Annotated in this window: 30 protein-coding genes and 1 tRNA gene; 27 read left to right on the top strand and 4 right to left on the bottom strand. The window is 45.3% G+C overall.

The window, feature by feature from the left end; genetic code table 11:
* Positions 1-247: 247 nt before the first annotated feature.
* The 5 genes from hisD to ahbC all read left to right on the top strand — a co-directional run bounded on the left by hisD (position 248) and on the right by ahbC (position 5,184).
* Positions 248-1,528, top strand: a complete 1,281-nt coding sequence (gene hisD, locus V7O63_RS12135; protein ID WP_340818813.1) for a histidinol dehydrogenase — start codon at positions 248-250, stop codon at positions 1,526-1,528.
* A gap of 103 nt (positions 1,529-1,631) precedes the next feature.
* A complete protein-coding gene (locus tag V7O63_RS12130) occupies positions 1,632-2,030 on the top strand; it encodes a DUF1699 family protein (protein ID WP_340818812.1) in 399 nt (132 codons plus the stop codon).
* A gap of 232 nt (positions 2,031-2,262) precedes the next feature.
* Positions 2,263-3,030, top strand: coding sequence for a uroporphyrinogen-III C-methyltransferase (gene cobA / locus V7O63_RS12125; RefSeq protein ID WP_340818811.1), 768 nt, complete (start codon positions 2,263-2,265; stop codon positions 3,028-3,030).
* Positions 3,031-3,042: 12 nt separating this feature from the next.
* Positions 3,043-3,834, top strand: coding sequence for a uroporphyrinogen-III synthase (locus V7O63_RS12120; protein WP_340818810.1), 792 nt, complete (start codon positions 3,043-3,045; stop codon positions 3,832-3,834).
* Between the two features lie 147 nt (positions 3,835-3,981).
* Entirely contained in the window at positions 3,982-5,184 is a 1,203-nt protein-coding gene (gene ahbC, locus V7O63_RS12115; RefSeq protein ID WP_340818809.1) for a 12,18-didecarboxysiroheme deacetylase, read from the top strand.
* Between the two features lie 263 nt (positions 5,185-5,447).
* Here the strand turns inward: ahbC and V7O63_RS12110 are convergent, their stop codons facing one another.
* The 3 genes from V7O63_RS12110 to V7O63_RS12100 are packed head-to-tail and all read right to left on the bottom strand — an operon-like array spanning position 5,448 to position 6,717.
* Positions 5,448-5,798 (bottom strand): desulfoferrodoxin family protein, encoded by a 351-nt coding sequence (locus tag V7O63_RS12110; protein WP_340818808.1) that lies wholly within the window; start codon positions 5,796-5,798, stop codon positions 5,448-5,450.
* A gap of 28 nt (positions 5,799-5,826) precedes the next feature.
* Positions 5,827-6,339: a ferritin gene (locus V7O63_RS12105; RefSeq protein WP_340818807.1), complete on the bottom strand. Its 513-nt coding sequence runs from the start codon at positions 6,337-6,339 to the stop codon at positions 5,827-5,829.
* A 27-nt stretch (positions 6,340-6,366) separates the two neighbouring features.
* A complete protein-coding gene (locus V7O63_RS12100; RefSeq protein ID WP_340818806.1) occupies positions 6,367-6,717 on the bottom strand; it encodes a DsrE family protein in 351 nt (116 codons plus the stop codon).
* A gap of 536 nt (positions 6,718-7,253) precedes the next feature.
* Here V7O63_RS12100 and V7O63_RS12095 point away from each other — a divergent pair.
* The 8 genes from V7O63_RS12095 (at position 7,254) to V7O63_RS12060 (ending at position 15,707) form a co-directional block, all read left to right on the top strand.
* Entirely contained in the window at positions 7,254-9,845 is a 2,592-nt protein-coding gene (locus V7O63_RS12095) for a valine--tRNA ligase (RefSeq protein WP_340818805.1), read from the top strand.
* A 182-nt stretch (positions 9,846-10,027) separates the two neighbouring features.
* Complete coding sequence (locus V7O63_RS12090) at positions 10,028-10,510, top strand: RNA-binding protein (RefSeq protein ID WP_340818804.1); 483 nt, start codon at positions 10,028-10,030, stop codon at positions 10,508-10,510.
* A 204-nt stretch (positions 10,511-10,714) separates the two neighbouring features.
* Positions 10,715-11,095, top strand: coding sequence for a cell division protein SepF (gene sepF, locus V7O63_RS12085; RefSeq protein ID WP_340818803.1), 381 nt, complete (start codon positions 10,715-10,717; stop codon positions 11,093-11,095).
* Positions 11,092-11,736, top strand: coding sequence for a ZPR1 zinc finger domain-containing protein (locus tag V7O63_RS12080; RefSeq protein WP_340818802.1), 645 nt, complete (start codon positions 11,092-11,094; stop codon positions 11,734-11,736). The genes sepF and V7O63_RS12080 overlap by 4 nt, the downstream gene beginning before the upstream one ends.
* A gap of 162 nt (positions 11,737-11,898) precedes the next feature.
* On the top strand, positions 11,899-13,335 hold the full coding sequence (gene proS / locus V7O63_RS12075) for a proline--tRNA ligase (RefSeq protein WP_340818801.1): 1,437 nt from the start codon (positions 11,899-11,901) through the stop codon (positions 13,333-13,335).
* 52 nt (positions 13,336-13,387) lie between these two features.
* Positions 13,388-14,464 (top strand): nicotinate mononucleotide-dependent phosphoribosyltransferase CobT, encoded by a 1,077-nt coding sequence (cobT, locus tag V7O63_RS12070; protein WP_340818800.1) that lies wholly within the window; start codon positions 13,388-13,390, stop codon positions 14,462-14,464.
* Between the two features lie 82 nt (positions 14,465-14,546).
* Positions 14,547-14,741: transfer RNA gene (locus tag V7O63_RS12065), tRNA-Trp, on the top strand.
* Between the two features lie 204 nt (positions 14,742-14,945).
* Positions 14,946-15,707: a response regulator gene (locus V7O63_RS12060; protein WP_340818799.1), complete on the top strand. Its 762-nt coding sequence runs from the start codon at positions 14,946-14,948 to the stop codon at positions 15,705-15,707.
* 35 nt (positions 15,708-15,742) lie between these two features.
* Here the strand turns inward: V7O63_RS12060 and V7O63_RS12055 are convergent, their stop codons facing one another.
* On the bottom strand, positions 15,743-16,036 hold the full coding sequence (locus V7O63_RS12055; RefSeq protein ID WP_340818798.1) for a DUF4405 domain-containing protein: 294 nt from the start codon (positions 16,034-16,036) through the stop codon (positions 15,743-15,745).
* Positions 16,037-16,272: 236 nt separating this feature from the next.
* Here V7O63_RS12055 and V7O63_RS12050 point away from each other — a divergent pair, with 236 nt between their 5' ends.
* From V7O63_RS12050 to V7O63_RS11985, 14 genes are all read left to right on the top strand, one after another.
* Positions 16,273-17,382 carry a transposase gene (locus V7O63_RS12050; protein WP_340817689.1) on the top strand — a complete coding sequence of 370 codons (1,110 nt, stop codon included), beginning with the start codon at positions 16,273-16,275 and terminating at the stop codon, positions 17,380-17,382.
* A gap of 204 nt (positions 17,383-17,586) precedes the next feature.
* On the top strand, positions 17,587-18,177 hold the full coding sequence (locus tag V7O63_RS12045; protein ID WP_340818797.1) for a 50S ribosomal protein L15e: 591 nt from the start codon (positions 17,587-17,589) through the stop codon (positions 18,175-18,177).
* The gene (locus tag V7O63_RS12040; RefSeq protein ID WP_340818796.1) at positions 18,174-18,629 is read left to right on the top strand and encodes an RNA-binding protein; all 456 of its coding nucleotides are present in this window, start codon (positions 18,174-18,176) and stop codon (positions 18,627-18,629) included. Before V7O63_RS12045 ends, V7O63_RS12040 begins: the two co-directional genes overlap by 4 nt.
* Positions 18,622-19,347 (top strand): ribonuclease P protein component 3, encoded by a 726-nt coding sequence (locus V7O63_RS12035; protein ID WP_340818795.1) that lies wholly within the window; start codon positions 18,622-18,624, stop codon positions 19,345-19,347. Before V7O63_RS12040 ends, V7O63_RS12035 begins: the two co-directional genes overlap by 8 nt.
* Positions 19,344-19,718 (top strand): Rpp14/Pop5 family protein, encoded by a 375-nt coding sequence (locus tag V7O63_RS12030; RefSeq protein WP_340818794.1) that lies wholly within the window; start codon positions 19,344-19,346, stop codon positions 19,716-19,718. The genes V7O63_RS12035 and V7O63_RS12030 overlap by 4 nt, the downstream gene beginning before the upstream one ends.
* A 65-nt stretch (positions 19,719-19,783) precedes the next feature.
* Positions 19,784-20,572, top strand: a complete 789-nt coding sequence (gene psmA, locus V7O63_RS12025) for an archaeal proteasome endopeptidase complex subunit alpha (RefSeq protein WP_340820844.1) — start codon at positions 19,784-19,786, stop codon at positions 20,570-20,572.
* A 28-nt stretch (positions 20,573-20,600) separates the two neighbouring features.
* The gene (locus V7O63_RS12020; protein WP_340818793.1) at positions 20,601-21,293 is read left to right on the top strand and encodes a ribosome assembly factor SBDS; all 693 of its coding nucleotides are present in this window, start codon (positions 20,601-20,603) and stop codon (positions 21,291-21,293) included.
* Between the two features lie 9 nt (positions 21,294-21,302).
* Positions 21,303-22,076 (top strand): exosome complex RNA-binding protein Rrp4, encoded by a 774-nt coding sequence (gene rrp4 / locus V7O63_RS12015; RefSeq protein ID WP_340818792.1) that lies wholly within the window; start codon positions 21,303-21,305, stop codon positions 22,074-22,076.
* Between the two features lie 55 nt (positions 22,077-22,131).
* Positions 22,132-23,181 (top strand): exosome complex exonuclease Rrp41, encoded by a 1,050-nt coding sequence (rrp41, locus tag V7O63_RS12010; RefSeq protein ID WP_340818791.1) that lies wholly within the window; start codon positions 22,132-22,134, stop codon positions 23,179-23,181.
* A complete protein-coding gene (gene rrp42, locus V7O63_RS12005; RefSeq protein ID WP_340818790.1) occupies positions 23,178-23,966 on the top strand; it encodes an exosome complex protein Rrp42 in 789 nt (262 codons plus the stop codon). Before rrp41 ends, rrp42 begins: the two co-directional genes overlap by 4 nt.
* A 49-nt stretch (positions 23,967-24,015) precedes the next feature.
* Entirely contained in the window at positions 24,016-24,309 is a 294-nt protein-coding gene (locus V7O63_RS12000) for a 50S ribosomal protein L37ae (protein WP_340818789.1), read from the top strand.
* A gap of 7 nt (positions 24,310-24,316) precedes the next feature.
* The gene (locus V7O63_RS11995; protein ID WP_340818788.1) at positions 24,317-24,454 is read left to right on the top strand and encodes a DNA-directed RNA polymerase subunit P; all 138 of its coding nucleotides are present in this window, start codon (positions 24,317-24,319) and stop codon (positions 24,452-24,454) included.
* A 6-nt stretch (positions 24,455-24,460) separates the two neighbouring features.
* Positions 24,461-24,928 carry a hypothetical protein gene (locus V7O63_RS11990; RefSeq protein ID WP_340818787.1) on the top strand — a complete coding sequence of 156 codons (468 nt, stop codon included), beginning with the start codon at positions 24,461-24,463 and terminating at the stop codon, positions 24,926-24,928.
* Positions 24,916-25,152, top strand: coding sequence for a KEOPS complex subunit Pcc1 (locus tag V7O63_RS11985; RefSeq protein ID WP_340818786.1), 237 nt, complete (start codon positions 24,916-24,918; stop codon positions 25,150-25,152). The genes V7O63_RS11990 and V7O63_RS11985 overlap by 13 nt, the downstream gene beginning before the upstream one ends.
* The last annotated feature ends 16 nt before the right edge of the window (positions 25,153-25,168 follow it).

Genomic DNA, 25,168 nt, shown 5'->3' with positions numbered 1-25,168 from the left:
AGATACATCCATCTCCTTTGGAGTTGGATGCCTGCTGAACTTTCTTTCAGCAGGTCACACAGATAACAGTAATTCTATCTGTGTTCATCTGTGGTTTACTAATTATATGCGTATTTAGCCAGAGTCGTTCTAAGCGTTATATATGATGAACAGGTATAAGCATCAGGAAATATTCATAATCATTTAGTAATACATTCTTGATCAACATTATCATATCACAATTCTACAGACCTTCAGGGGAAATAACATGCTTTACAAGAAACTATCCGAACTTACCGATGAAGAAAGGAACAAACTGATCGGCCGTGGTGGCGGGGACCTTGCAGATGTTGAAGAAACGGTTGCAGGGATCCTTAATGATGTAAAGCATAATGGGGATGCAGCCCTGCGTGAATATACCCGGAAGTTCGATGGTGCCGATATCGAAGCTATCGAGGTCTCAAAGGATGAGATAGATGAGGCTGCAAAGAGCATTGACCCTGAACTCCTGGCAAACCTGGAGTTTGCTGCTGCTAACATCAGGAAGTTCCATGAGGCTCAGATGCCTCAGAGGATCTGGTTCATTGAGGTGTCCCCTGGGATCGAGCTGGGGCAGAAGTTCACCGCACTTGAGAGTGTGGGGGCATATGTTCCGGGTGGCAGGGCATCATACCCTTCCACGGCCCTTATGACCATAGTGCCTGCAAAGGTTGCGGGCGTTAAGAACGTGGTCATGTGCACACCACCTGGCAAGGATGGGAAGGTCAATCCTCTGACGCTCGCGGCAGCAAAGGTGGCTGGTGCAGACCACGTATATAAGGTGGGTGGTGTGCAGGCAGTTGCCGGTATGGCCTATGGTACTGAAACTGTAATGAAGGTTGACAAGATAGTAGGTCCGGGCAATGTCTTTGTAACCTCTGCAAAGATGCAGGTAAGGGACATGGCTGAGATCGACTTCCCGGCAGGCCCCAGCGAGGTGCTTATCATTGCCGATGATTCCTGTAATGCGAGGATGGCGGCATCGGATATGATCGCTCAGGCGGAACATGATCCTAATGCGGTCTCTGTGATCGTAACGACATCTGAGGAGCTTGCAGAAGACGTAAAGGCTGAGGTATTGAAGCAGGCAAAGGAAACCCTCAGGACTGAGATCGTCAATACTTCACTTGAGAACGCCGCAATACTGGTAGTCGATTCCATGGATGAATGCATCACTTTTTCCAATGAGTTTGCCCCGGAGCACCTTGAGATAATGGTGGAGGATGAGGATGCAGTCCTTGAGGGTATAGAACATGCAGGTTCCATATTCGTGGGCAACTATGCTCCGGTCCCGGTAGGTGATTATGCATCAGGTACCAATCACGTTCTGCCTACAGCCGGTTACGCCAGACTATATTCCGGATTGAACCTTGCCCATTTCATGAAATCCGCAAGCATACAGAGAATAAGCAAGAAGGGCCTTGAGACATTGAAAGGACCTGTCATCTCGCTGGCTGAAAAGGAAGGTCTGCAGGCGCATGCTGATTCTGTGAGAACCAGATTCGAGTAGAATACCCTTTTACTTTTTTAGGCTATAAATCGGTAATTATTTAATAGGTGAATACATACATTATTTTAATAAGTTCTCAGTTAATCGGAGGTGAGGGAGACTTATGAAAATAAGAGTTGTAAGTTCGCGAGAGGAGATACCTCATTTGAATCCAAATGAGAAGGTCATCCATCTTGCATTCAGACCATCGAACAAGGATATATTTGCACTTGTCCAGACCTGTCCTAAAGTGGAAGTTATCCAGATCCCGAGTTCTTACAGGCGTACCGTCTCTAAGTCCATCGAGATGTTCATGACCATGCAGAATATCAAGCTTATCGAGGGTGATGTGTGGGGCCACAGGAAAGATATTAATGAGTACTATAGTATCGCACCTGCATTGCTTGACAAGATAAAGGAGCTTAAGTCTGAAGGAATGTCTGATGAGGATATAGTCAATAAACTGGAACGTGAAGGGAAATTGAACAAGGAAATGCTGTTCTATATATTGAGCAAGAAATAGGTTCTAACGGGTTGGATCGGTGCGGTATCAATAGAGGTACGGCACTACTTTTTATTTAAATAAAGTAAATTGATAGGCATATCAACACTTTCCTTATATTTCCACTTAAGCAGCTTTGCTTTTATTTTACAGATAAAGTTATCTTGTTCTGGTGCGTAATTCGGGACGATGCATATTTATAAGTTGGTAAGTTCATTACCATTCTAAAAAAGATAAACAGGATCTCACTAACATGTCCCAGAAATATGGTAAAGTCTATTTGGTTGGTTCAGGCCCGGGTGACCCGGAACTATTAACGCTCAAAGCACGCCGTCTGCTGGATACTGCTGAGGTTGTCGTGTATGATCAGCTTCCGGGAAAGGCTATAATCGATTCCATTCCTCAGAGCACGGAGAAGATCGATGCAGGTAAACATGCGGGGGACCATACACTCACTCAGGATGAGATCAATGCCGTTATCGTTCAGAAGGCCAAGGAAGGAAAGAATGTAGTGCGCCTTAAGGGCGGAGACCCATACATGTTCGGTCGTGGCGGTGAAGAGGCTCAGGAACTTATGGCCGAAGGTGTCGAGTTCGAGGTCGTACCGGGCATTACATCCGCAGTAGCTGTTCCTGCATATGCAGGCATACCAGTTACCCACAGGGACCATGCTTCCATGGTCACGTTCATAACAGGTCATGAGGATCCCACAAAAGAGGAAAGTGCTCTTGACTGGGAGACCCTTGCAAAGTTCGATGGTACCATTGTCATATTCATGGGTGTCAAGATGCTCGGCAGGAATGTCGGTGAGCTCATGAGGTTCGGAAAGGACCCTAAGACCCCGGTGGCACTTATCGAGAGAGGCACAAGACCTGATCAGCGTGTGACCGTTGGTGTTCTTGAGAACATTGCCGAAGTTGCAAAAGAAAGAGGTGTTAAGACTCCTGCTATCACAATAATAGGGGATGTCGTGACACTTCACGAGGAACTTGGCGAGCAGGCGCCTGCAAGTTTTGATTAGGGAGTGTTACCTGTGGCAGAACAAGTCAAAGAACCCGTACTTGCGATCATGCGTCCGGAACGCTATCTGGACGATTCAGTTGCACTGGCAAAGAAGATGGGCTTTTCCCCCCTTGCGGTTCCCATGATCGAGCTTGCAGATATGAAGGACGAATACTTCGATGGGTTTGTTGAGAGGGTCATGTCAGGGGTTCCTGACTATGTTATCTTTACAAGTGCAAATGGTATTGACTTCACTCTGGACAAGATCGAGGACAGGGATGCTTTCATTGATGCCCTCAATGCCACAAAGGTGATCTCCATCGGTCCTACGACCAGCAAGGCCCTGGAGGAACTGGGCATCAACGTGCTCGGAATGCCCGGAGTCTATAGTTCAGAAGGAATAGTTGAATTCCTCTGTCCTGATATAAAGGGCAAGATAATTGACACTGCCAGAAGCTCCTACGGTTCTCCTCTTCTCCTCAAGGGTCTGAAGGAATGCGGTGCCGAGGTGCATGAGACCAATGTCTACACACTGACAAAACCCGAAGGAAAGGAACAGAAAGAATTTATTTCCAGAGCGCTTGCCGGTGAGATCGATGTTTTCGCATTCACAAGTTCAATGATGGTGCGTAATTTCTTCGAATATGCTATGGAACAGTCCTCAAAAGAAGAGGTAATTGAGGTCATGAACAACTCTATTGTTGCTGCAATAGGCATCCCGACAGCCCGGACTATCGAGAGTTTCGGGGTCAATGTATCAGTGACACCCGGTAAGTTCACATTCGAGGATATTCTCAAAAAGGTTCAGGAATTGCTTGAATGAGCATTCCTTCACCATCTCTTTTAATATCTATTTTAGTATTATTTACCTGTCTACCATAGTATAATATAGGATGATGGTATAGGTGTTCGCATATACTAAAACAAGTTTTACATATTGCTTCTATTCTTTTATTTCGGAGTCCCGATCATGATAGGAATTTCAAAACTCTATTGCAGGACCGTGGAGCCTTCTGATGCTCTTCGTTATGGGCGTGATTCAAAGAAACTCCCATCCCACCTGCTCCAGTTCTCAAAAGATAAAAAACCCGTTGTAGTCTGGAATGTGACCAAGCGCTGCAACCTTCGCTGTGTTCACTGTTATGCGCATTCAAAGGATATTGAGTACGATAATGAGCTAACCCTGGAGGAGGGTAAGGCGCTCATAGATGACCTTGCTGATTTCGGAACACCCGTTATCCTGTTCTCAGGCGGAGAGCCGCTGATGAGGAAGGACCTTCCTGAACTTGCGGGCTATGCGACCTCAAAAGGTATCAGGGCTGTGATCTCCACCAACGGTACCATGATCACAGAGGAGATAGCAAAGAAGCTAAAGGATATCGGTCTGTCCTACGTTGGCATATCCATTGATGGAATGCGTGAGACGAATGATAAGTTCCGTGGTATTGAAGGTTCCTTTGACAGGGCAATGCAGGGTCTTCACAATTGCCAGAAAGAAGGTATCAAGGTAGGTCTCAGGTTCACGATAAACAAGCACAATGTCCATGACATCCCTGCGATCTTCGACCTTATGGAAAAAGAGAACATCCCTCGTATCTGTTTCTATCATCTGGTCTATTCAGGCCGTGGTTCCGATATGATCAATGAGGATCTGTCCCTTGAGGAAAGTCGTCAGACAGTTGACCTTCTTATCGATAAGACAAGGGAACTCCATAGTAAGGGTAAGATGGTAGAGGTGCTTACGGTGGATAATCACTGTGATGGTCCATACATCTACCTGCGTCTTCTGAAAGAGGACCCTGAAAGGGCTGCCGAGGTACTTGAACTCCTGAACATGAACAGAGGCAATTCAACAGGTATCGGCTTTGGTTGTGTCTCATGGGATGGTTCAGTACACCCTGACCAGTTCTGGAGGCATTACTCCTTTGGTAATGTAAAGGACCGTAAGTTCAGTGAGATATGGAAGGATACCAGTGACGAGCTTATGGCAGGTCTTAAGGATCGTAAGCCTCTGATCAAGGAGAACGCTGACAGATGTGCCAGATGTAAGTGGTTCGATGTCTGTAATGGCAATTTCCGCGTAAGAGCGGAGTCTGTCTATGGTAATGTCTGGGCGGATGACCCGGCATGCTATCTGACAAAGGAAGAGATAGGTTACGAAGGATCAGAGTGACCCCAATTTCTTCTTCTTCTTCTTCTTCTTTTTTTGTTATTGCTCAGGTAGACATGTATGGGACCATGTAGGTCAGCAGCGTATATGTCAAAAGCCCGGCTATCAGGGCAAGGAATGTTAATTTAGCTACAAGTTGTACCAACATGAAGTTCACCTCTTTACTTTACACAGGATCGTATTATACTATGTAGAGGTGAAAATGAACACATATAAAAAAGATGTGGCAACAGATGCCACAATACATGTATTTTCGAGTATTTGTCTCAAACCTCTATGCAGTTCTGCCAGACACCATGAACGTTGCAGTATTCGAGTGCACAGAATGACTTGAAGTCGTCAATGTTGTTTACGTGGAAACTGGCAGTAGGCTCCGTGTATACTGGTTCAAATGTCATCTTACCAAAGTTAACGACCTTTCCTTCTTTGGTGGTGCCATAGAGTTCCACCCATGCAATATGGTGCTCCACAGTGTTTGGATGTGGTACTTCCTTTCCTACGATCACACGTACATAATCAGCCTTTGCATGTCCGTGTTCTCTGATGATGTCTATTGCAGGGACATGCTTCTCTTTACCTTCGACATCCTTTCCTTTAAGTATTTCACCGAATTCCATACTCTCACCTTTTATTACTTTCTATTGATCATTCCTCTTCTGCAGGAGGTTTGAATGTCCTTACTTCAAGTTCCTTGTCCAGCATGAAAAGACCATTTCCGTCCTCTCCGACAAGTTTGAGCTTGGCTATCAGTTCGTTATCGTTTGCTTCTTCCTCTATCTGTTCTGTTACGAACCACTGGAGGAATATCTGGGTTGCATAGTCCTTTTCTTCGTTTGCAAGGTCTACCAGTTCATGAATGGACTTCGTTATGAACTGTTCATGTTCCAATGTTGCCTCGAACATCTCCAATGGAGTACCGAAGTCTTCCGGTGGTTTCTCGATGGCATCAAGGATGACCTTTTCACCCTGATCGTTAATGTAGTTGTATATCTTCATTGCATGGCTCATCTCTTCCTGGTACTGTACCATGAACCAGTTAGCAAAACCATTAAGTCCTACATAGGTACAGTGGGCTGACATATCCATGTAGAGGTATGCAGAATACATCTCTTTGTTGATCTGCCCGTTAAGGGCTTCTGTCATCTTCTCACTTATCATTTTATTCCTCCATTGTTGTTTTGGTGATCAGACCACGATGATCTCATAGCCGTCATCCATATATCTTGCCATGCTGGGGTGTCCGAACATCTCATCACATAATGGTAGTTCCTGCTGCTTTGCACTTTCAAGACTTTCCATTTTGGTTGCACATGCTCTGCAGACACAGTCTATAAGTCCTGCATCCTTTGCTTTTTCGTAAAGGCTGGTAAAGGGTCGTTTCTCATTCTCTGCTTCTTTCACAAGACGGGTCGCAGAACCTTCTATCACCAGTTTTACATCATAGCCTTTCTCTTTCATGTCAAGTGCATTCATCAGGGAATGGATGAAACACATCTCTTCTCCGTTAAATGCAAAAACAGCTACTTTCCTGATCATTGTTCACCTCACCTCGACGATCACTCGTCTCTGCCTCCCCTTTCTAAAATGGTATAGATTTGTATAAAGTGTTTTCGGTTTCCTGCTATCAATATTGAAAATGGGGAAGTACTGTCTTCATTCTGCCTTTATTGTATATGTGTCTTTTATGAGGATGGAATAGTAAACTTGATATACCAGATACTCCCTCCAACAGCCGGCTCGTCCACCTGCACGTCGCCTGGCAAAAGAACGCATATATTCCGGGTGGTATTATCATCCATTCGTAAGGAAAAAGTTTGCTTTCTATCGTACACCAATGACCTTTTGTCAGGTATTGGTCTTTCTCCAGGATGGTCCTTTGTGCAGGGGCAGCCTCTAATGTTGAATTTCGCAGGAACATCCCATTACTGTATTCCATTTGTGTCCTGCCGGATCTCATCCTGTTCTTAACCAGATAATTTAAATAATCTTACACCACTTAGGATAAAAAACACGACCACTATGATCCGATCCTAATACTAATATTAACTGATCACATTGACCGGAGAGTCACAATGACCATTCCTAAAGAATATGACCCACATATCATAGAGCCTAAATGGCGCGATTCATGGGATATGTCCATGTATCACTTTGACTGGAAAGATAACAGCAGACCCCAGTACATAATCGATACTCCTCCTCCATATCCTACAGGAAATTTCCATATCGGTAACTCCCTTAACTGGTGTTACATAGATTTCGTTGCAAGATACAAGCGCATGTGCGGATACAATGTGATGTTCCCACAGGGCTGGGACTGCCACGGTCTTCCTACTGAGGTAAAGGTAGAGGAGATCCATGGTATAACCAAGAACGAGGTTCCAAGAGAAGAGTTCAGGAGGATGTGCCATGAGCTTACAGTCGGTAACATCGAGAAGATGAGACAGACCATGCTGAATCTCGGTTTTTCCACAGACTGGAGCAATGAGTTCGTGACAATGGAGCCTGAGTACTATTCCAAGACCCAGAGGTCTTTCAGGAAGATGTATGACATGGACCGTCTCTACCAGTCCGAGCACCCTGTGAACTGGTGTCCAAGATGTGAAACAGCAATTGCCTTTGCAGAAGTGGAATACGATTCAAGGGAGACAAAGCTCAACTACCTGCATTTCGATGGTCTTCAGATAGCCACATCAAGACCGGAATTACTTGCAGCATGTGTTGCTGTTGCTATCAATCCTGAGGATGACCGCTACAAGGAGAATCTCGGCTCAACTGTAAAGGTCCCTCTTTTCGGTCATGATGTCAAGGTCATTGGCGACAAGGATGTCGATCCTGCATTTGGTACAGGTGTCGTTATGATCTGTACCTTCGGTGACAAGCAGGATGTCAGATGGTGGATAGAACACGGTCTTCCACTACGAAAGGCCATTGACAAGAACGGTCTGATGACCGCAATTGCCGGTAAATACGAAGGAATGACCATTCCTGAATGTAAGCAGGCGATCATCAATGACCTTGAAGCAGAAGGTTATCTGTTCGAACAGAAGCCACTTGAGCAGAATGTCGGTAAGTGCTGGAGATGTGACACTCCTATTGAGATCCTTTCCGAACGCCAGTGGTTCATAAAGATCGATAATGAAGAGATCGCAAAGGCTGCAAATGAGATCGAGTGGCTACCTGAGTACATGAAGGTCAGACTCGATAACTGGAACAACACCATGGAATGGGACTGGTGTATATCCCGCCAGAGGCTTTTCGCAACCCCGATCCCTGTATGGTACTGTAAGGACTGTGGCGAGGTAATGGTGGCAAAGGAAGAATGGATGCCTATCGACCCGACAACACAGCAGCCACCGGAAGCCTGTAACTGTGGATGTACTGAGTTCGAGGCAGAAGAGGACGTTCTCGACACATGGATGGACTCATCCATTACCGCACTCCATGTATCAGGATGGCTCACAGACCACGAGATGAGACTCCCAACACAGCTCCGTCCGCAGGGACATGATATCATCAGGACATGGGCTTTCTACACAATACTGCGTTCCATGGCGATACAGGGCAAGAGGCCATGGGATTCCATACTGATCAATGGTATGGTACTTGGTGAGGATGGACACAAGATGAGCAAGTCACTTGGTAATGTCATCTCACCGGAAGAGGTCATCAAGGATTACAGTGCTGACTCATTCAGGCAGTGGGCTGCAATTGGAGGTTCACCAGGTTCCGATGTGATGTTCCGCTGGAAGGATGTGGTTTCAGCATCCCGGTTCTTCGCAAAGATGTGGAGTATCTACAGGTTCAGTATGTCCCATCTTGAGGAATATGAGCACAGCGAAATGGATGTTGACGAGCTGAAGATCGTTGACAGGTGGCTGCTCAGTAACCTTAACAGGCTTATCAGTTCAGTAACGGACTCAATGGAAGCCTACCAGTTCGATGAGACTTTCAAAGCTGTAAGAGGATTCACATGGGATGTCCTTGCGGACAACTATATCGAGCTTGTAAAGGCACGTCTCTATGGTGATGATGAAGCCGGGAAGAAGGCTGCAAGATACACATTGCATGTTGCTATCGATGCTCTTTCCCGTATGCTTGCACCATTCGCTCCGTTCTTTGCAGAGGAGATGTTCTCCCGTATAGGTGAAGGCAGTGTACACGTACAGTCATGGCCACAGTCTTCAGAGTCTCTCATCAATTCTGATATCGAGGCATCAGGTGAGTTCATTAAGGACATTGCCAGCAGTGTAAGGAGATATAAGTCCGAGCATGGCATGGCACTCAACGCTCCCCTTGAGAAGATCGAGATATATGGCACGCTCGCAGACATAACCGATGTACTGGGTGCAACCAACTCTCCTGTAGAGGTTATTGCAGGTGAGCCTGATTTCGAGCATGTTCCTGTCAATGTCAAGCCCAATATGGGTGTCATTGGTCCTAAGTTCAGGGGACAGGCAAAGGACATCATCAATGCTCTGACAGAGGAGAATCCGAAGAAGATCGCTGATGAGATCGCAAATGGCAAGATCACCGTTAAGGTGAATGGTGATATGCTTGAGCTTGATCCTGAATGTGTTGATATCGAGAAGGAAGTCGTCTCAGCAGGAAGGGCCGTGGATGTACTTGACATCAATGGTGTCCCTGTTGTGATCGTGAGATAAGCTTCTATGGATGCGTTATGTGGGCAATGCCCGCATAAACTTTAAAAGCATCCATCCCTTATTTTATCATGTCAATTGAATAATTGTCATATCAATAATGAATGACAAATGACAATAATGCTACGTAATTAGAAATCTAGTATAGAATATCATCAATATCCATCGGTTTGACAGGTGATCAGTTGAAAGTAAGGTCCAGGGTACAGTTAAGGAAATCAGCAAAGAATCAGCTCCTGAGCGATATAGGTTCCATTTTTAGTGAAGGGGTCGAAAAGCTCGAACAAAGCAAGTTTGAAACGGCAAACATAGATGACCAGTCCCTTGTCCTTGTTGATGGAGAACCGCTGCTCTTCCAGATAGAAGGGTTCTACTTCCCCACTATAAAGGGCGTGCTGAAACTGGGTCTGATGAAGAATGTCGTCACTGTGGATTCCGGTGCAGTTCGCTTTGTTGTGAATGGTGCGGATATCATGTGTCCGGGTATCGTCAATGCGGATCCGGATATCAAGGAGAATGATCTTGTTATAGTTATCGAGGAAGCACACAGCAAACCACTTGCTATCGGCAGGGCTCTGATGCCAGGTCCGGAGATGAAGGGCAATAAAGGCAAGGGTGTGAAGTCTATCCATTATGTAGGGGACAAGCTCTGGAACCTTGACATCTAAAAGATATCATTAAAATAGTATGAGTTTAAATAGAAATAAATATAATTATCGGTAAATAGCGGAAAATATCACTGAAGAGCATTGAAAAGCACTAAAGAACATCTGATGGTGATGGCAGTTCATATGATGGTCCGGCAGTCCGGTAACATTTTAAGTAGGAATACTATTAATATAACAATACTTTTGAATACATGAGGGCGAATTATGGCAAATATCGTGAACAAATTATTTGGCGGCAGCAGCAAAAGCTCAACTCCTGAGGATGAATATACCGAACTTGACCTCACCAAGTATGAGGAGGTTCTGGATGATGAGCCTGCAGAGACCTACATCAGGGTTGCAGAACTCACAAACCTGAATGAACTCACATCTCTTAAGAAAGAGGTCTATGATGGTAACATCGTTATGATCGATATCTCCAATATCAAAGTTGACAAGCTATTGCTTGACCGTGCTTTGAAGGACCTCAAGGAAGTTGTACTTGATGTGCATGGCGATATCGCCGGTATAAAGGACGATCAGGTCCTTGTAACTCCAACAGGAATCAAGATCGACAGATCCAAGATCCTCGGTGGGAGATATTGAGCGAAACCGAAGCCTGCCGAAGTTTTCAGACGCGGTCATCATGCCCGCTCTGCCATGAAGAGCTTATTATCAGGTGGCAGGGTGATGAGATCCCTTATTTTGGCGAAGTGATGTATGTCACTGCGGCGTGCCAGTGCAGTTTCAGGTTTGCGGATACACTGATCCTTACCCAGAAGGAGCCGATGAGGTATGTGCTCAGAGTGGAGAACCTTGAGGACCTTAACAGCAGGGTCGTACGTTCCACATCAGGCACCATAAGGATACCGGAACTCGGGATAGATGTTGAACCCGGATCGATCTCCGATTCTTACATTACCAACATCGAAGGTGTACTTGACCGGATATACAAGGTAGTCATCACTGCAACCAAATGGGCAAAAGAAGATGGTGACGAGGAAAAACACTCAAAGGGACTTGAGATACAGAAGTATCTGGAGGAAACCATTGAAGGCAAGCGTCCTCTTACTGTTGTGATCGAGGACCCATTCGGTAACAGTGCCATAATCTCTGACAAGGCGCAGTCCATTGTTCTTGATAAGGACGAGGCAGGAAGCCTGAAGACCGGAATGATCGTCTTCGATGCCACTACTTCAGATGTCGAGCTTGATGCAAGTGACAGTGAGCATCAATTGAAGGAATGAAATATCGTTTCCTTCATCGATCTCTTTTTTCTTTTCTTCTTTTATCCATATTATTTCAGCTATCATCTGCTAATTTCTGCTCTTTATTTCCACCTGTAAAGGAAATGGCTATAAGCAATGTATCATTTAATGTAGCCATTATCCAATTATAAAGGTGAATATATGGCAGAGCAAGAAAAAGAGGCTGCGCTTCCTTCAAAAGAGAATTTCAGCGAATGGTATAATGACCTGCTCCAGAAAGGCGAGATCATGGATGTACGTTACCCTGTAAAGGGTCTGTATGTCTGGTTCCCATTCGGTTTCAATATCAGAAGAAATGTTTACGATATCATGCGTAAGCTGCTTGATAAGGACCATCAGGAAACAATGTTCCCTCTCCTTATCCCTGAGAATGAGTTCATGAAAGAGGCTGAACACATCAAGGGATTCGAGGATGAGGTCTACTGGGTAACGCATGGAGGAACCTCTCCTCTTGATGTGAAACTGGCCCTGCGTCCTACGAGTGAGACTGCTATCTATCCTATGTACAAGTTGTGGATCAGGTCACATGCGGACATGCCACTGAAGCTCTATCAGATCGTCAACACGTTCAGGTATGAGACAAAGCACACACGTCCTCTTATCAGGCTCCGTGAGATCACCTCGTTCAAGGAAGCTCACACTGTCCACGCTACATGGGATGATGCGGCTGCACAGGTGGATGAGGGTATCAGGATCTACACCGAGTTCTATCGTCAGCTCGCTGTTCCTGTGCTTGCTTCTAAGAGGCCTGAATGGGACAAGTTCCCTGGTGCGGATTACACCATCGCAACCGATGCTCTTATGCCGGATGGCAAGACCCTTCAGGTCGGTACTGCTCACCATCTTGGTGATAACTTTGCAAAGACATTCGACATCACCTATGAGAATGAAGAAGGCGAGCAGGTCTATGCTTTCCAGACATGTTATGGTGTCTCCGAACGTTCTATAGCTGCCCTCATTTCCATACATGGCGATGACAAGGGTCTGGTACTTCCTCCTGCTGTTGCTCCTGTACAGGTGGTCATAATCCCTATTATCTTCAAGAAGCCTGAAGGTGTCCTTGAGGCATGTGAAGAGGTCAAGGCAAAGCTGGAAGCAGCCGGTATTCGTGTAACCATGGATGCAAGTGACAGCCGTCCTGGTGCAAAGTACTACAAGTGGGAGATGCGCGGTGTTCCTGTAAGACTTGAACTGGGTCCGAGGGATCTCAAGAACAATGCAGCAATGCTTGCACGCCGTGATACCGGTGAGAAGGAACAGGTATCTCTTGACAATATCACAGAGGATGTCCAGGCACTGCTCGATAACATCCACGAAAGTCTTTATGAAAGGGCAATGGCGGGTGTCAAAGAGCGCATATTCGACTGTGCCGACCTTGGGACGATCAAGGAGAAACTTTCTCAGGGAATCGCAAAGGTGTTCTGGTGTGGTGAAAAGGAATGTGGCCTTAAGATCGAGGATGAGATCGGGGCAGGTATACTTGGAATACCAACGGACCAGGAAGAGGGATGCTCCGGCAAATGTCCTGTATGTGGCTCGGACGCAGATACCCAGGTATATGTTGCAAGGACATACTGATCCATCTGGAAAAGGTCATATACACCCTGTAAAATACATCTAGGCGATTGGCATGGATATATTAGCACCTGAAAAAGTCCGGATACCTGAAAATCCGTTGTTTGTGTGCGTTCTTGGAAACACGGAAACGGCCTACATAGAAGGCCTTTCTGCAGCCGGCAAGACTGCAAAACTGACAGATTATACGCCAGCAGGCGATGCTGAGGTCCTCGAGACAGGAACTATCATCGATATTCCTATTCTCCCGATGACCCCTCCGTATGATACACCAACGCCTGCCCTTATCACGCGTGCAGCGCTTTCGATCACAGGTATTCCCCATGTGTTCGTTAATGCAGGTCTGCGTGTCCTTCCTGCGGAACAGGTCCCACTTATCGATATTGGTGGGAAACCCGGTGATGATATAAGGAAACAGGTAGCTGTGCACAACGTTGAGGGTGTTTTTGAAAATGCTTTCAAGCTTGGTGAGAAGCTTTCAAAGGAACATGACCTTATCGTGATCGGTGAAAGTATTCCTGCCGGTACGACAACTGCAAACGCCGTACTCCAGTCACTTGGTTATGATGGTAACGTCAGCAGCAGTTCCAGTTCAAATCCACTTGACCTTAAAAAACAAGTCGTTGCAGAAGCAATGAGGTCTTCTGGTATCACTTTTGGTTCACTGCGTGAGCAACCTCTTAAGGCTGTGGAATCTGTAGGGGATCCGATGATGGTGGCAGTTGCAGGGATCGCTGCAGGTCTTGGTGATACTCCTGTGATACTTGCAGGTGGAACTCAGATGGCCTCTATATTCGCTGTTATCAAACATATGGGCTATTCCACTGATAATATCAAGATCGTCACTACCAGTTATGTGGTACGTGATGAATCTGCCAATTTTGTGGAACTCGCTGCTGAGATAGGTGCTGAATTCGAAGGTGCTGACCCTGAGTTCGGCAAGTCCGGTTTCAAGGGATTGCAACAGTATGAGGTCGGATTCGTGAAGGAAGGTGTGGGCGCAGGCGGCGCAATATATCTGACAGGCATGTTCGGTCACACAATGGAAGAGCTCCGCTTAAAGATAGAGGATCTCTGTGACGAATTATGCAAATTCGGTGATCTTAACAGGGTTGCTGATGAAGAATTATAAGGTTTTATGGTAAAGAAGAGCGAGTGGTACCGCTAAATATATCTTTGATAAGATGTATTGAGGGGGTACTGCCCGAAAATATGGGGTTGTGGCCTAGCCCGGCATGGCGATGGGCTCCAGCGGATAAATGATGAACAACGGGTCTACTGAGACCAACCCGACGGGGTAGGTCTGTGAGGAACCGTTGGAGCACTGATGTGTGCTCAAGAACCTAAGCTGTTTTTTGCAGCTGTTCGGAGAGACCCGTCGATCGTGAGTTCGAATCTCACCAACCCCACTTTCTATCCTTGCAGTGATATCTGCAAGGTGGGTACTCTTTTTTATGCCTAAACTTTATATGTGGATAGAACTATATAATTAATAGTTAATGTTAAAATAATAATTTTACCTATATAATGTATGTAGATAATGTATTATAAGCATTAGATTTATATTGTAATGAATTTATTCAAGCCATATATAAAATGGGAGCCTATGATCCATGCAAGACCGGGATAAAGTACTCATAGTAGATGACGAGCAAGCTATAGTTGAGTTAATGGGTCTCTACCTCAGGTCCGATTATGAAGTGATCCCTGCCTATAGTGGCAAGGAAGCACTGGATAAGGTCAAAAGTGAGAAACCTGATATTATCCTTCTTGATGTGATGATGCCCGATATGAACGGGTATGAGGTCTGCCGTGTACTGAAGACATCGGTGGAGACACAGTTCCTTCCTGTTGTGATGGTCACTGCACTGTCCGGTAAGGATGACCGTATCAAAGGTATTGAGGTCGGTGCCGATGAGTTCCTGGGTAAACCTGTGAACCGTCTCGAGCTTGTGACCAGGGTCAGGTCTCTTTTAAGAATAAAACACCTTCAGGATAAGATACTTGCTGAAAGGAATGAGGCAATGAACTATCTGGATGTTGCCGGTTTTATTGTCTTTGTAATTGACAATGATATGAAGATCCATCTTGTCAATAGTAAAGGCAATGATGTCCTTGGTTATGGTGAGTTCGAACTTATAGGGCATGACTTTATCAACTTGCTTGTGCCTGAGGAAGAAAGGACCAATCTCAGGGAGAAGTTCTCAAAGGCGCTGGAAGGTCAGGATGAGCTGCCTGAGTTCATTGAGCTGCCTGCGATCACAAAGGATGGTAATGAGATCCCAATGCGCTGGTATGATACTCTCTTAAAGGACAATAATGGTAATGTTACCGGAATACTGCGCTCAGGTGAGGATCTGAGCAAATTCCAGTAGGTGTCTGATCACTATTGATGTGAGGCCGAATATCTTTATTCCAGGTCACATTCATCATCTTTCTCTTTTCCGACTATGTTCTTTGTTGTGCAACAAATCCATTTTCTATGTAGTGCAAGATGGATTCCTGCGAACAATGTCATCAGTATCGCTGACCTGTTATGTATGAGTGTCCATGTGGCCTTTGTGATCCCCAGATATTCCTGATATCGTCCTTTTGGTACTCCAGAGGGTATTACAAGGTACATGACAAAACCTGTTATTGCAACTATAAGGAACAGTACTGTCAAAACAAGGTCTATGTAATAGTTTAGCTTCATCCTGTTCATCTGATCCCTCTGTGTATCCTGATCCTTCGTGAACTGGACTTATATACCATGTTCATAGTATATCATTTGTTTTGCCGGTATTGTATAATGTTCCAATATTCATTTCGAGTCCATCAAATTAGAATTTTGACTTAAAAGCTTACCTCTTTTTTCTTTAAGACCTCGCCCCCCCCCCCCCCCCAAAAAAAACAGTAGCTAGGTCAATAGATTCATATAGTATAAATTTGGCCAGTCTCATGGAGGATATTTGTACTGTGTATAAAGGAGTCCTCTTTGAGGACTCCATTCGAAACTACGTTGGTAAAGATAATGTGTCAATTTGCCGGTTGCTACATTCTCTTAATATCGATGATATCGCACAGCATGTTGAAAACAACTACTATTCCAATAAAGACTGGCATTTCAAGTATCGTGTTTCTTCTATGATAAAACTCACCATTGTCATGTGTTTCAGAAAACTCTCATTTGACAAAACTATCTCATCGCTAACAGATGAAGAAGCTCTGCTTCTTCGTTTTGTTAATACGAACGATGATATTTCAATGCCAACTGGAGCAACACTTCACCACTTTGTGAAATACAGGTTAGGAGAAAATGGATTCCGGGAAATAATGCAAAAAGTAGCTTCGAGAATACTAGATCTAACATCTTCAAAGGACCTAAAAACAGATTCAACACCTATTGAAGCTTCTAGGTACGACAAGCATAGTGATTATAATCCGCATTATAACTGTAAAATGGATAAAGCGCATATCACATTAATCGGAACTTGTCCATTGTACATGACGTATACAAAGGGACTGGCACATGATTCTCCACAACTGGAACAGCATATTGAGTTCTTGAAAAGATTGAATCCTGAAGTTGATTCATATGCTTTGGATGGTGCATATGATTCATTCACTAACTACGCAGATATCTGGAATGATCTTAATGTGAATCCTACAATATCCCTTCCTTCTGATGCTGTTGTCAGTGAGGAAGGAAGAATAGAGAGAATCAATCATTGGATGAACAAGATGTGGAAAAGTGGGGGAGACCCCCACTTTCCACTTAACAGAAAATTGAAGTTCCTCTACAAACATGGAAGGTCAAAGCAAGTTGGAATGTATCTAAGAAATCAGAACATGGAGGATGCAGAATTCCAGAAGAAAAAAGGGACAAGACAAGATTGTGAAAGGTTTCACAAGCATGTGAAGCATATTCTCAAATTTGATGTTAGATCAATCAGAAAAGGAAGCAGAGAACTCTATGTTACCATGAACTTTGTTGTTTATCAATTGATGCTGATTGCAAATTTGCAAAACAAGGTCAAAAATCCAAATTCATTTGCAAATTATGTGTGAGAAAAAGCTTGTCAAATTAGAATGGAGAAAAAGATGAGCTAATTTGATAATCTCCATTTCATTCTGCTGTTGTGGTGCAAAGGTTTAAATTAGATCACGTTAAGTAGTAGTCCTGTTTCATTGTCGGGACAAGTCCCGTGGGAATGTAGCTACCATAAAGGGTTGCTGAACCGTGAAACTAGAAATGGAACTTAGGTGAACTAATTGTCAAAATCATATTATGCATACGTAAGGGACGCATGGAAAGACCCGGACAACACATATGTCCACGAACTCAGATGGGAAAGGCTCCAGGAATGGAGAAGAGAGGGATCAGTCACAAAGATCAGACGCCCAACCCGTATCGACCGTGCACGCTCTCTTGGATATAAGGCAAAGCAGGGAATAGTCGTAGCTCGTGTAAAGGTACGCAGAGGTGGCCTTAGAAAGTCAAGGTACATCCGTGGAAGGCGTACACAGCGCATGGGTAAGAACAAGATATCCGGTGGAATGAGCATCCAGAGGATCGCTGAAGAACGTGCCGGAAGGAAGTTCCCTAACATGGAAGTCCTCAACTCCTACTGGGTTGGTCAGGACGGAAGATCAAAGTGGTATGAGGTCATTCTCGTAGACCCAAGCCATCCTGTTATCAAGAGCGACAAGAACCTCAACTGGATCTGTGCTAACACCCAGAAGGGACGTGCACAGCGCGGTAAGACCAGTGCAGGTCGCAAGGGTAGAGGTATGATGTCACGTGGTACAGGTACTGAGAAGAACAGGCCAAGTATCAGATCAAACCTTAACAGAGGCAAGTGATCCATTATATCAACCTGCGCGTGATCGCGCACTCTACTGAGGATCTTTCCAGGGTACGTGCTGCCCTGGACCTATTTTTACGGAATGCCATGGGCATGCCTGATGATGCTGTTACCGATGAATTTGTTGATGTAACTGATATTGAAGGTCATTATGGTAATTCCTCTGTGATGCTCAGTTCCCAGATCACCCGCAGATCGGATTCTGTAAAGCTTGCCAGGTTCATCCGGGGGAATATGTCTCCAGAGGATGTAGAGACCCTGCGCAGTGAGATGCCCGACAGGCTGGATGATGACCAGCTATTCCATATGAGGTTCGATAAACAGTCTGCCTTCCTTGGTGATATAGTACTTAGTTCTTCATCCGATTCTATCACTGTAAAGGTAAAGATCGCCACTTACCCCAAGAACCGTCTTGAGGCAGGGCATATCGTGGAGGAATTGTTTGGTTAGTACCAGATTCTACGACCTGAATGTCCACACCGTTCCCGAAGGAAAGAACACGATAGAAGAAATGGCTGCCCTTGCAAAGCACTTTGGATATACGGGCGTTGCCGTCACAAATCCTTTCAATTCCTGCAAACCAGAACGTTCAACTGTAATTGATGGTCTCGATATCATCAGCGGGGTTGAACTGAGGACGGAGAATGCTTCAAAGTTGCACGGTTTAGTCGGGAAGTTCCGCCAGACGGTCGATGTGATCGTTGTTCATGGGGGCAGTGAAAGCATCAATCGTGCAGCGGTTGAGAATTCCAATGTAGATATTCTTTCTAATTTCGGTTCCATGAAGGATAATGGCCTGAATCACGTCCTTGCAAAGTCTGCAAGTGACAACGATGTTGCGATATCCTTTGACCTGTCCCATATCATAGGTCTGCGAGGTGGAAGAAGGGTAAGGGCCCTTTCTAATTTCAGGAATGATCTCAGGATCATCCGCAAATATGATGTTCCTTTCGTTCTCACAAGCAATGCAGGTTCATTGTATGATATGCGTGCTCCTCGTGAGCTTATGGCCCTTGCATCTCTTTTTGGTATGACTCGCGAAGAGGCGTTAAAGGGACTGTCTGATGTGCCGGAAAATATCCTGAAAAGGAACCGTCCTTCTGAAAATCATGTATTTGAAGGTGTGGAGATCGTTGATGTTCCATCGGAAGGCGGTGATGGACAATGAAAGTGCTCCCTCCTACAATGCGGGAGAATAAAAGATATCTTGCATTCGAACTGATCACAGGGGCTGATATCAGCAGGGATGAAGTGATAAAGGAGATCTTCTCCGCGTCGGGCAGTCTTCTTGGTGATCTTGGTTCCAGTGAGTGTAATATATGGCTCTTTGCCTTTGAGGACCTTAAGGGGATCATCAGTTGTGACAGGGAACATGTCCGTGAGACACGTGCTGTACTTGCCACGATCACTCATATAAAGGGTAAGAGGGTAAGTTTCCATATACTTGGTGTATCCGGTACGGTTCTTGGTGCAACAACAAAGTATTTAGAGGGTGCAGATGTATTTAATCCCGAAAGACAGTCACATATAAATGAGTAGAACGCATATTTCAGTAAGTTATTGTATATAAATTATTTAATGATCAATCAGGAGATGAAGTGAAGATGCAAATGACACCACAGATGGGTTATGATCGTGCTATTACAGTTTTTAGTCCGGACGGACGTCTCTTTCAGGTAGAATATGCAAGAGAGGCTGTAAAGAGGGGCACGACCGCAGCCGGAGTTAAAGCAAAGGACGGTGTGGTATTGCTTGTAGACAAGAGGATCACAAGCAGATTGATAGAGGCAGAATCCATTGAGAAGATATTCCAGATCGATGATCATATCGGCGTTGCAACTTCAGGACTTGTAGCTGATGCCCGTTCACTCGTAGACAGGGCAAGGGTAGAGGCCCAGATCAACATGGTCTCATACGATGAGCCAATTGGTGTTGAGGTCATTGCCAAGAAGATCTGCGACCACAAACAGACATACACACAGTATGGTGGTGTTCGTCCTTACGGTACCGCTCTTCTCATAGCAGGTGTTGACGATTCCAGTCCACGTCTGTTCGAGACCGATCCAAGTGGTGCACTCCTTGAGTACAAGGCAACAGCTATAGGTGCCGGAAGAAATGCATTCATGGAGATATTCGAGGCAGATTATGCTGAAGATATGGACATAGATGCTGCCATTATGCTTGGTATGAAGGCACTCTACAAATCCGCAGAAGGAAAGGTGGATGCTGCAACCCTTGAGCTTGGTGTTGTGACACTTGAGGACCGCCAGTTCAGGAAACTTTCCGAGGAAGAGGTCTCAACTTTTGTGTCAAGGGTAAGTGAAGAGCTCAAGGACGAAGTGAAAGAAGAAGACCAGGAAGAATCGGAAGACCAGGAAGGACCAACTGAATAAGTAATATTTAATGATGGGGTGAATTGATATGGTATCTCTTGATGAGGCTGTTATTGCAAGGCTCAAGAAAGGAAAGAATAATTTCGAAGTCCTTGTGGAACCCGATGGTGCTTTTGCGCTGAAGAGGGGAGAGAAGGTCAATATCGAAGATATAATCGCTGTAGAATCCATATTCTATGATGCGAATCAAGGGGACCATGTTGCTGAATCTGACCTGCTGACCACTTTTGATACCAGTAATGTGATGGAGGTCGCTGAACATATCCTTGTTCATGGTGACCTGCAACTCACAAAGGAACAGAGGAAGCACATTCTGGAAGAGAAGACAAGAAAGGTCATAACGACCATTGCACAGAATGCCATAAACCCCCAGACAAGAGCCCCACATCCACCGGGAAGGATCGAAAAGGCAATGGAAGAGGCCAAGGTCCATATCGATCCACTCAAAGGTGTTGATGAACAGGTTACCATTGTAATGAAGGCGATCCGTCCTATCATACCTATCAGGTTCGAGGAGGTCGACGTTGCCGTGAAGATCCCGGGAGACTACGCAGCAAAAGCCTATGGTGAGGTCGCAGGTTTTGCAACTCTAATGAAGAACGAGTGGCAGAGCGACGGTTCATGGGTGGCGGTTGTGAGGATGCCTGCGGGTCTGCAGAATGATTTCTATGGTCTTGTCAATCACCTTACCAAAGGGGACGCTGAAACTAAATTGTTATGAGGCTGCATAATGGAGCGCGAAATTGTAATTCCGGGGCAGCTACTGTCCGAGAACAAGGCTGATTCCGGTCCGGGTACTTACGTAAAGGACGGAAAGGTCTACTCACTTTTATACGGAGTAAAGAACGCAAAGAAGAAGATATCTGTAATACCTTTTTCCGGGAAGTATATTCCATCACCCCGGGACTATGTTATCGGTACAGTTATCGATGTTACTCCTTCTAACTGGATATTCGATATTTCATCACCCTATGACGGGCTGTTGCACGTATCGGAGTATCCAAGACGTGTGGATTCCGATAAGATGATAAAAGAGATGGACTTCGGAACTTCCGTATTGCTTCGTATAAAAGATGTAAATTCATCCATGAAGGTCGAACTGACCATGAGAGAGCGTGGTCTGAGGTCACTTGATACTGGCCGCGTTATTAAGATATCACCTACGAAGGTTCCGCGTATCATAGGACATGGTGGTTCTATGGTATCGATGCTTAAGAAAGAGACTGGTTGCGAAATATTCGTGGGTCAGAATGGAAGGATATGGATAAAAGGTAAAGATAGTGAAATGGACCTTCTCACAGAAGCTATTGAGCTTATAATGAAACATTCTCACACATCCGGTCTGACGGACAGGGTATCTCACTTCCTTAAAGGTGAGGATGATGTTTTAGAGAAGGATGAAGCTGTTTTGGAGACCGATCTTGCTGAAGATGCAGAAGATGAATGCGAGATAAGGGAAGATACTTGCAGAAAAGTAGATGCACTTCTGGATGATGATAATTGACCTGGATGGTCTCTTTTCTATCGATAGGGGAATGTGCTAACATTGGAGAATTAATATGAGTGATAAACCTGAAAAGTTCATTGATGAAAATGGATTACGTCTGGATGGCAGGCGTGTTGATGAGATCAGGCCTATGAAGATAGAGATCGGTGTGGTCTCCAGGGCTGATGGTTCATGTTATCTGGAATGGGGTAAGAACAAGGTGATTGCGGCAGTATATGGCCCAAGGGAACTCCACCCCAGAAGATTACAGAAGGCAGATTCTGTATATATAAGATACCGTTATAATATGGCAGCTTTCTCTGTAGAGGACCGCATAAGGCCGGGACCTAGCAGAAGGAGCATCGAGATATCAAAGGTAAGCAGGGAAGCATTCGAGCCTGTGATCCTCACTCACCTGTATCCTGGTGCTGTGATAGATGTCCTTACCGAGGTCCTCCAGGCAGATGCCGGAACCCGTACAGCAGCTATTAACGCAGCCTCTGTGGCTCTCGCAGATGCAGGGATCCCAATGAAGGGACTTGTTTCTGCATGTGCTGTAGGAAAGGTTGACGGACAGCTGGTACTCGACCTTAACAAACCTGAAGACAACTATGGTGATGCGGATATCCCAATGGCTATTACCTCAGATGGCGAGATCACCCTCCTTCAGATGGATGGTGACGTTACACAGGAAGAGTTCAAGAAAGCCGTTGAGATGTGCAAGGAAGGATGCAGTCAGATCCTTGAGATCCAGAAAGAGGCCCTCAAGAACAAGTTCACAAAACTCGAGGATGTTGAGATCCCTGAGGATGATGAAGAGGATGTCTCAGCAATTGTTGAAAGTACTCTCGAATCCTCAGAAGAAGATGTCGAAGAGGATATCGAAGGCGATGTCGAGGAAGATGTCGACGACGAGGAAGATGTCGATGTTGAAGAGTCTTCAGAAGAAGATGAAGAAGATGAGTACTCTGATGCAGACGATGAGGATATTGAAGATATCGAAGAGGACGCTGAAGAGGATGATGAGGATGATCTTGATGAACTGGAAGTCGAGGTCGTTGAAACAGGTCCCTCCTTCGAGGATCTCGATGAAGATGATGAAGAAGAGACTCCCGAGGTGTGATCATGGGTAACGAAGTAATGTCTGTACTTAAGAAGGATTATATTTACAACCTCATGCTCAAAGGAGAACGTGAGGATGGACGTACATTTGATGAGATAAGGGACATCGATATCAGGACCAATGTGATCGAGAAGGCAGAAGGTTCTGCATGGGTAAAGCTGGGAGAGACAGAGGTACTTGTTGGTGTCAAACTTCAGGTAGGTACTCCATTCCCGGACTCTGCGGACCAGGGTGTCATCATCACCAGCCTGGAGCTGAACCCTCTCGCTTCACCTGATTTTGAAGCAGGTCCTCCTAAGGAGAATGCAATAGAGATGGCCCGTGTAACTGACAGGGGAATCCGTGAGTCAGGCGCAATTGATTTAAATAAGTTGTGTATTACGGAGGGAGAAGAAGTATGGATGGTATTCATAGATGTCCATGTTCTCAATAACTACGGAAATATTCAGGATGCATCCTCTCTGGGCGCAATTGCAGCACTGTTGACAGCAACAGTACCCGGTAAGCGTGAAGGGAAGGGCGAGGATATGCCAATGCCTATCAGGGACATGCCTGTTGCCATAACACTGGTGAACATTGGCGGCGAGATGATGGTAGACCCTGGCCTTGACGAGGAAACCGTCTGTGAGACACGTATTACCATCGTTTCAAATCAGGATGGTTCAATATCCGGTATGCAAAAGAGTGGCGATGGTCCTTTGACCGAGGAACAGTTGTTAAAGGCTGTTTCAGTGGCCTGCCAGAAAGCATCCGAACTAAGGGAAGCCCATCTGTTGAATATCTGAACTAAACATCAATATCATAATATCCACACATTTCAAGGAGATAAGATTCATGGCAAAAAAGTATACGAGGAAAGGTAGAGTATCCAGATCCGCCGGTAGGTTTGGTACTCGCTATGGTAGAAGGGACCGTAAATTAGTAGCGGACCTTGAAGAGAAGATGCGTGCAGCACACAAGTGCCCGGAATGTGCACGTCCTACCGTCAAGAGAATGGGTACAGGTATATGGAGATGCAGCAAGTGTGATTACACATTCGCTGGTGGTACATTCCTGCCTCAGACCAACGTAGGCAAGACTGTAGCTCGTTCTGTAAAGAAGGCAAAGGAAGCAGCAGCAGCAGAGTAAGGTTCATATGGCCTATAAATGTACAAGATGCAAAAGGGATGTTGAGATCGACTACGAGTATACAGGTATCCGCTGTCCATACTGTGGACACCGTATCCTTGTGAAAGAGCGTCCAACAACCATCAAGCGCATCAAAGCAGAGTAAGAAGCGATGCTGATCACTTCTTCTCGCAAACCTTCTGCCGGAACGCGTACTTTATGTAAGCATCTGGCATCTTTTTTCGGTTGTGAGTATTCCAATCGTGGTAAGATGAGTATGGGTGAGGTCCTTGGCCTTTCCCATGACACCTCTCTTATTGTCGTTGGTGAATATCACGGCAACCCTGGTAGTATTGCATTCTATGGTCCGAAGGGTAATTGCATATTATCACTTTATATCTCAATGTTATCCGCACCTGTCTCATATTCCAGGTTCTCGGGTGCTGTAATAGAAGGGGATAATGAGCTCGTACCTTTGATAGCAGGTCTGTTGACAGGTGACGTGGATCAGGGCTCGCTTCATCCTGTGCTGGATATCTCAGAAAATATAATGACCTTCAAGGAACAGGAAAAGGTCCTTTTTAGCCTGAAGATAAGGAGCTATAAGGTCTATGAAGGTGATGAGGATTGCTCCTTGTAACAAGGTCTGTCTTCAGGACATCCGAAGCTTCTTCTATCTATCGTTCTCTGAAACCGGAACTTGAGAGTCAGGTAACTGACCGTTCATCCGTGGATATGGGTGTTGAGGATTCCTCACTTATACTTACCGTGAGGTCTGATGATCTTGTATCCATGCGTTCAACACTTAACACCTGGTTACGTCTGATCCAGGTGGCTTCTGAAACCTCAGAATGTCTGAAATGACGATCCTGTGATAAGT

The organism is Methanolobus sp. WCC4 (genome assembly GCF_038022665.1).
Taxonomy (GTDB): domain Archaea; phylum Halobacteriota; class Methanosarcinia; order Methanosarcinales; family Methanosarcinaceae; genus Methanolobus.
This window is presented reverse-complemented; position numbering and strand designations above follow the sequence as displayed.

Excerpts from the sequence above, each read along its gene's own strand:
- hisD (WP_340818813.1), top strand. The coding sequence starts at position 248 with ATGCTTTACAAGAAACTATCCGAACTTACCGATGAAGAAAGGAACAAA.
- V7O63_RS12130 (WP_340818812.1), top strand. The coding sequence starts at position 1,632 with ATGAAAATAAGAGTTGTAAGTTCGCGAGAGGAGATACCTCATTTGAAT.
- cobA (WP_340818811.1), top strand. The coding sequence starts at position 2,263 with ATGTCCCAGAAATATGGTAAAGTCTATTTGGTTGGTTCAGGCCCGGGT.
- ahbC (WP_340818809.1), top strand. The coding sequence starts at position 3,982 with ATGATAGGAATTTCAAAACTCTATTGCAGGACCGTGGAGCCTTCTGAT.
- V7O63_RS12110 (WP_340818808.1), bottom strand. The coding sequence starts at position 5,798 with ATGGAATTCGGTGAAATACTTAAAGGAAAGGATGTCGAAGGTAAAGAG.
- V7O63_RS12105 (WP_340818807.1), bottom strand. The coding sequence starts at position 6,339 with ATGATAAGTGAGAAGATGACAGAAGCCCTTAACGGGCAGATCAACAAA.
- V7O63_RS12100 (WP_340818806.1), bottom strand. The coding sequence starts at position 6,717 with ATGATCAGGAAAGTAGCTGTTTTTGCATTTAACGGAGAAGAGATGTGT.
- V7O63_RS12095 (WP_340818805.1), top strand. The coding sequence starts at position 7,254 with ATGACCATTCCTAAAGAATATGACCCACATATCATAGAGCCTAAATGG.
- sepF (WP_340818803.1), top strand. The coding sequence starts at position 10,715 with ATGGCAAATATCGTGAACAAATTATTTGGCGGCAGCAGCAAAAGCTCA.
- proS (WP_340818801.1), top strand. The coding sequence starts at position 11,899 with ATGGCAGAGCAAGAAAAAGAGGCTGCGCTTCCTTCAAAAGAGAATTTC.
- cobT (WP_340818800.1), top strand. The coding sequence starts at position 13,388 with ATGGATATATTAGCACCTGAAAAAGTCCGGATACCTGAAAATCCGTTG.
- V7O63_RS12060 (WP_340818799.1), top strand. The coding sequence starts at position 14,946 with ATGCAAGACCGGGATAAAGTACTCATAGTAGATGACGAGCAAGCTATA.
- V7O63_RS12055 (WP_340818798.1), bottom strand. The coding sequence starts at position 16,036 with ATGAACAGGATGAAGCTAAACTATTACATAGACCTTGTTTTGACAGTA.
- V7O63_RS12050 (WP_340817689.1), top strand. The coding sequence starts at position 16,273 with ATGGAGGATATTTGTACTGTGTATAAAGGAGTCCTCTTTGAGGACTCC.
- V7O63_RS12030 (WP_340818794.1), top strand. The coding sequence starts at position 19,344 with ATGAAAGTGCTCCCTCCTACAATGCGGGAGAATAAAAGATATCTTGCA.
- psmA (WP_340820844.1), top strand. The coding sequence starts at position 19,784 with ATGCAAATGACACCACAGATGGGTTATGATCGTGCTATTACAGTTTTT.
- V7O63_RS12020 (WP_340818793.1), top strand. The coding sequence starts at position 20,601 with ATGGTATCTCTTGATGAGGCTGTTATTGCAAGGCTCAAGAAAGGAAAG.
- rrp4 (WP_340818792.1), top strand. The coding sequence starts at position 21,303 with ATGGAGCGCGAAATTGTAATTCCGGGGCAGCTACTGTCCGAGAACAAG.
- rrp41 (WP_340818791.1), top strand. The coding sequence starts at position 22,132 with ATGAGTGATAAACCTGAAAAGTTCATTGATGAAAATGGATTACGTCTG.
- V7O63_RS12000 (WP_340818789.1), top strand. The coding sequence starts at position 24,016 with ATGGCAAAAAAGTATACGAGGAAAGGTAGAGTATCCAGATCCGCCGGT.
- V7O63_RS11995 (WP_340818788.1), top strand. The coding sequence starts at position 24,317 with ATGGCCTATAAATGTACAAGATGCAAAAGGGATGTTGAGATCGACTAC.
- V7O63_RS11990 (WP_340818787.1), top strand. The coding sequence starts at position 24,461 with ATGCTGATCACTTCTTCTCGCAAACCTTCTGCCGGAACGCGTACTTTA.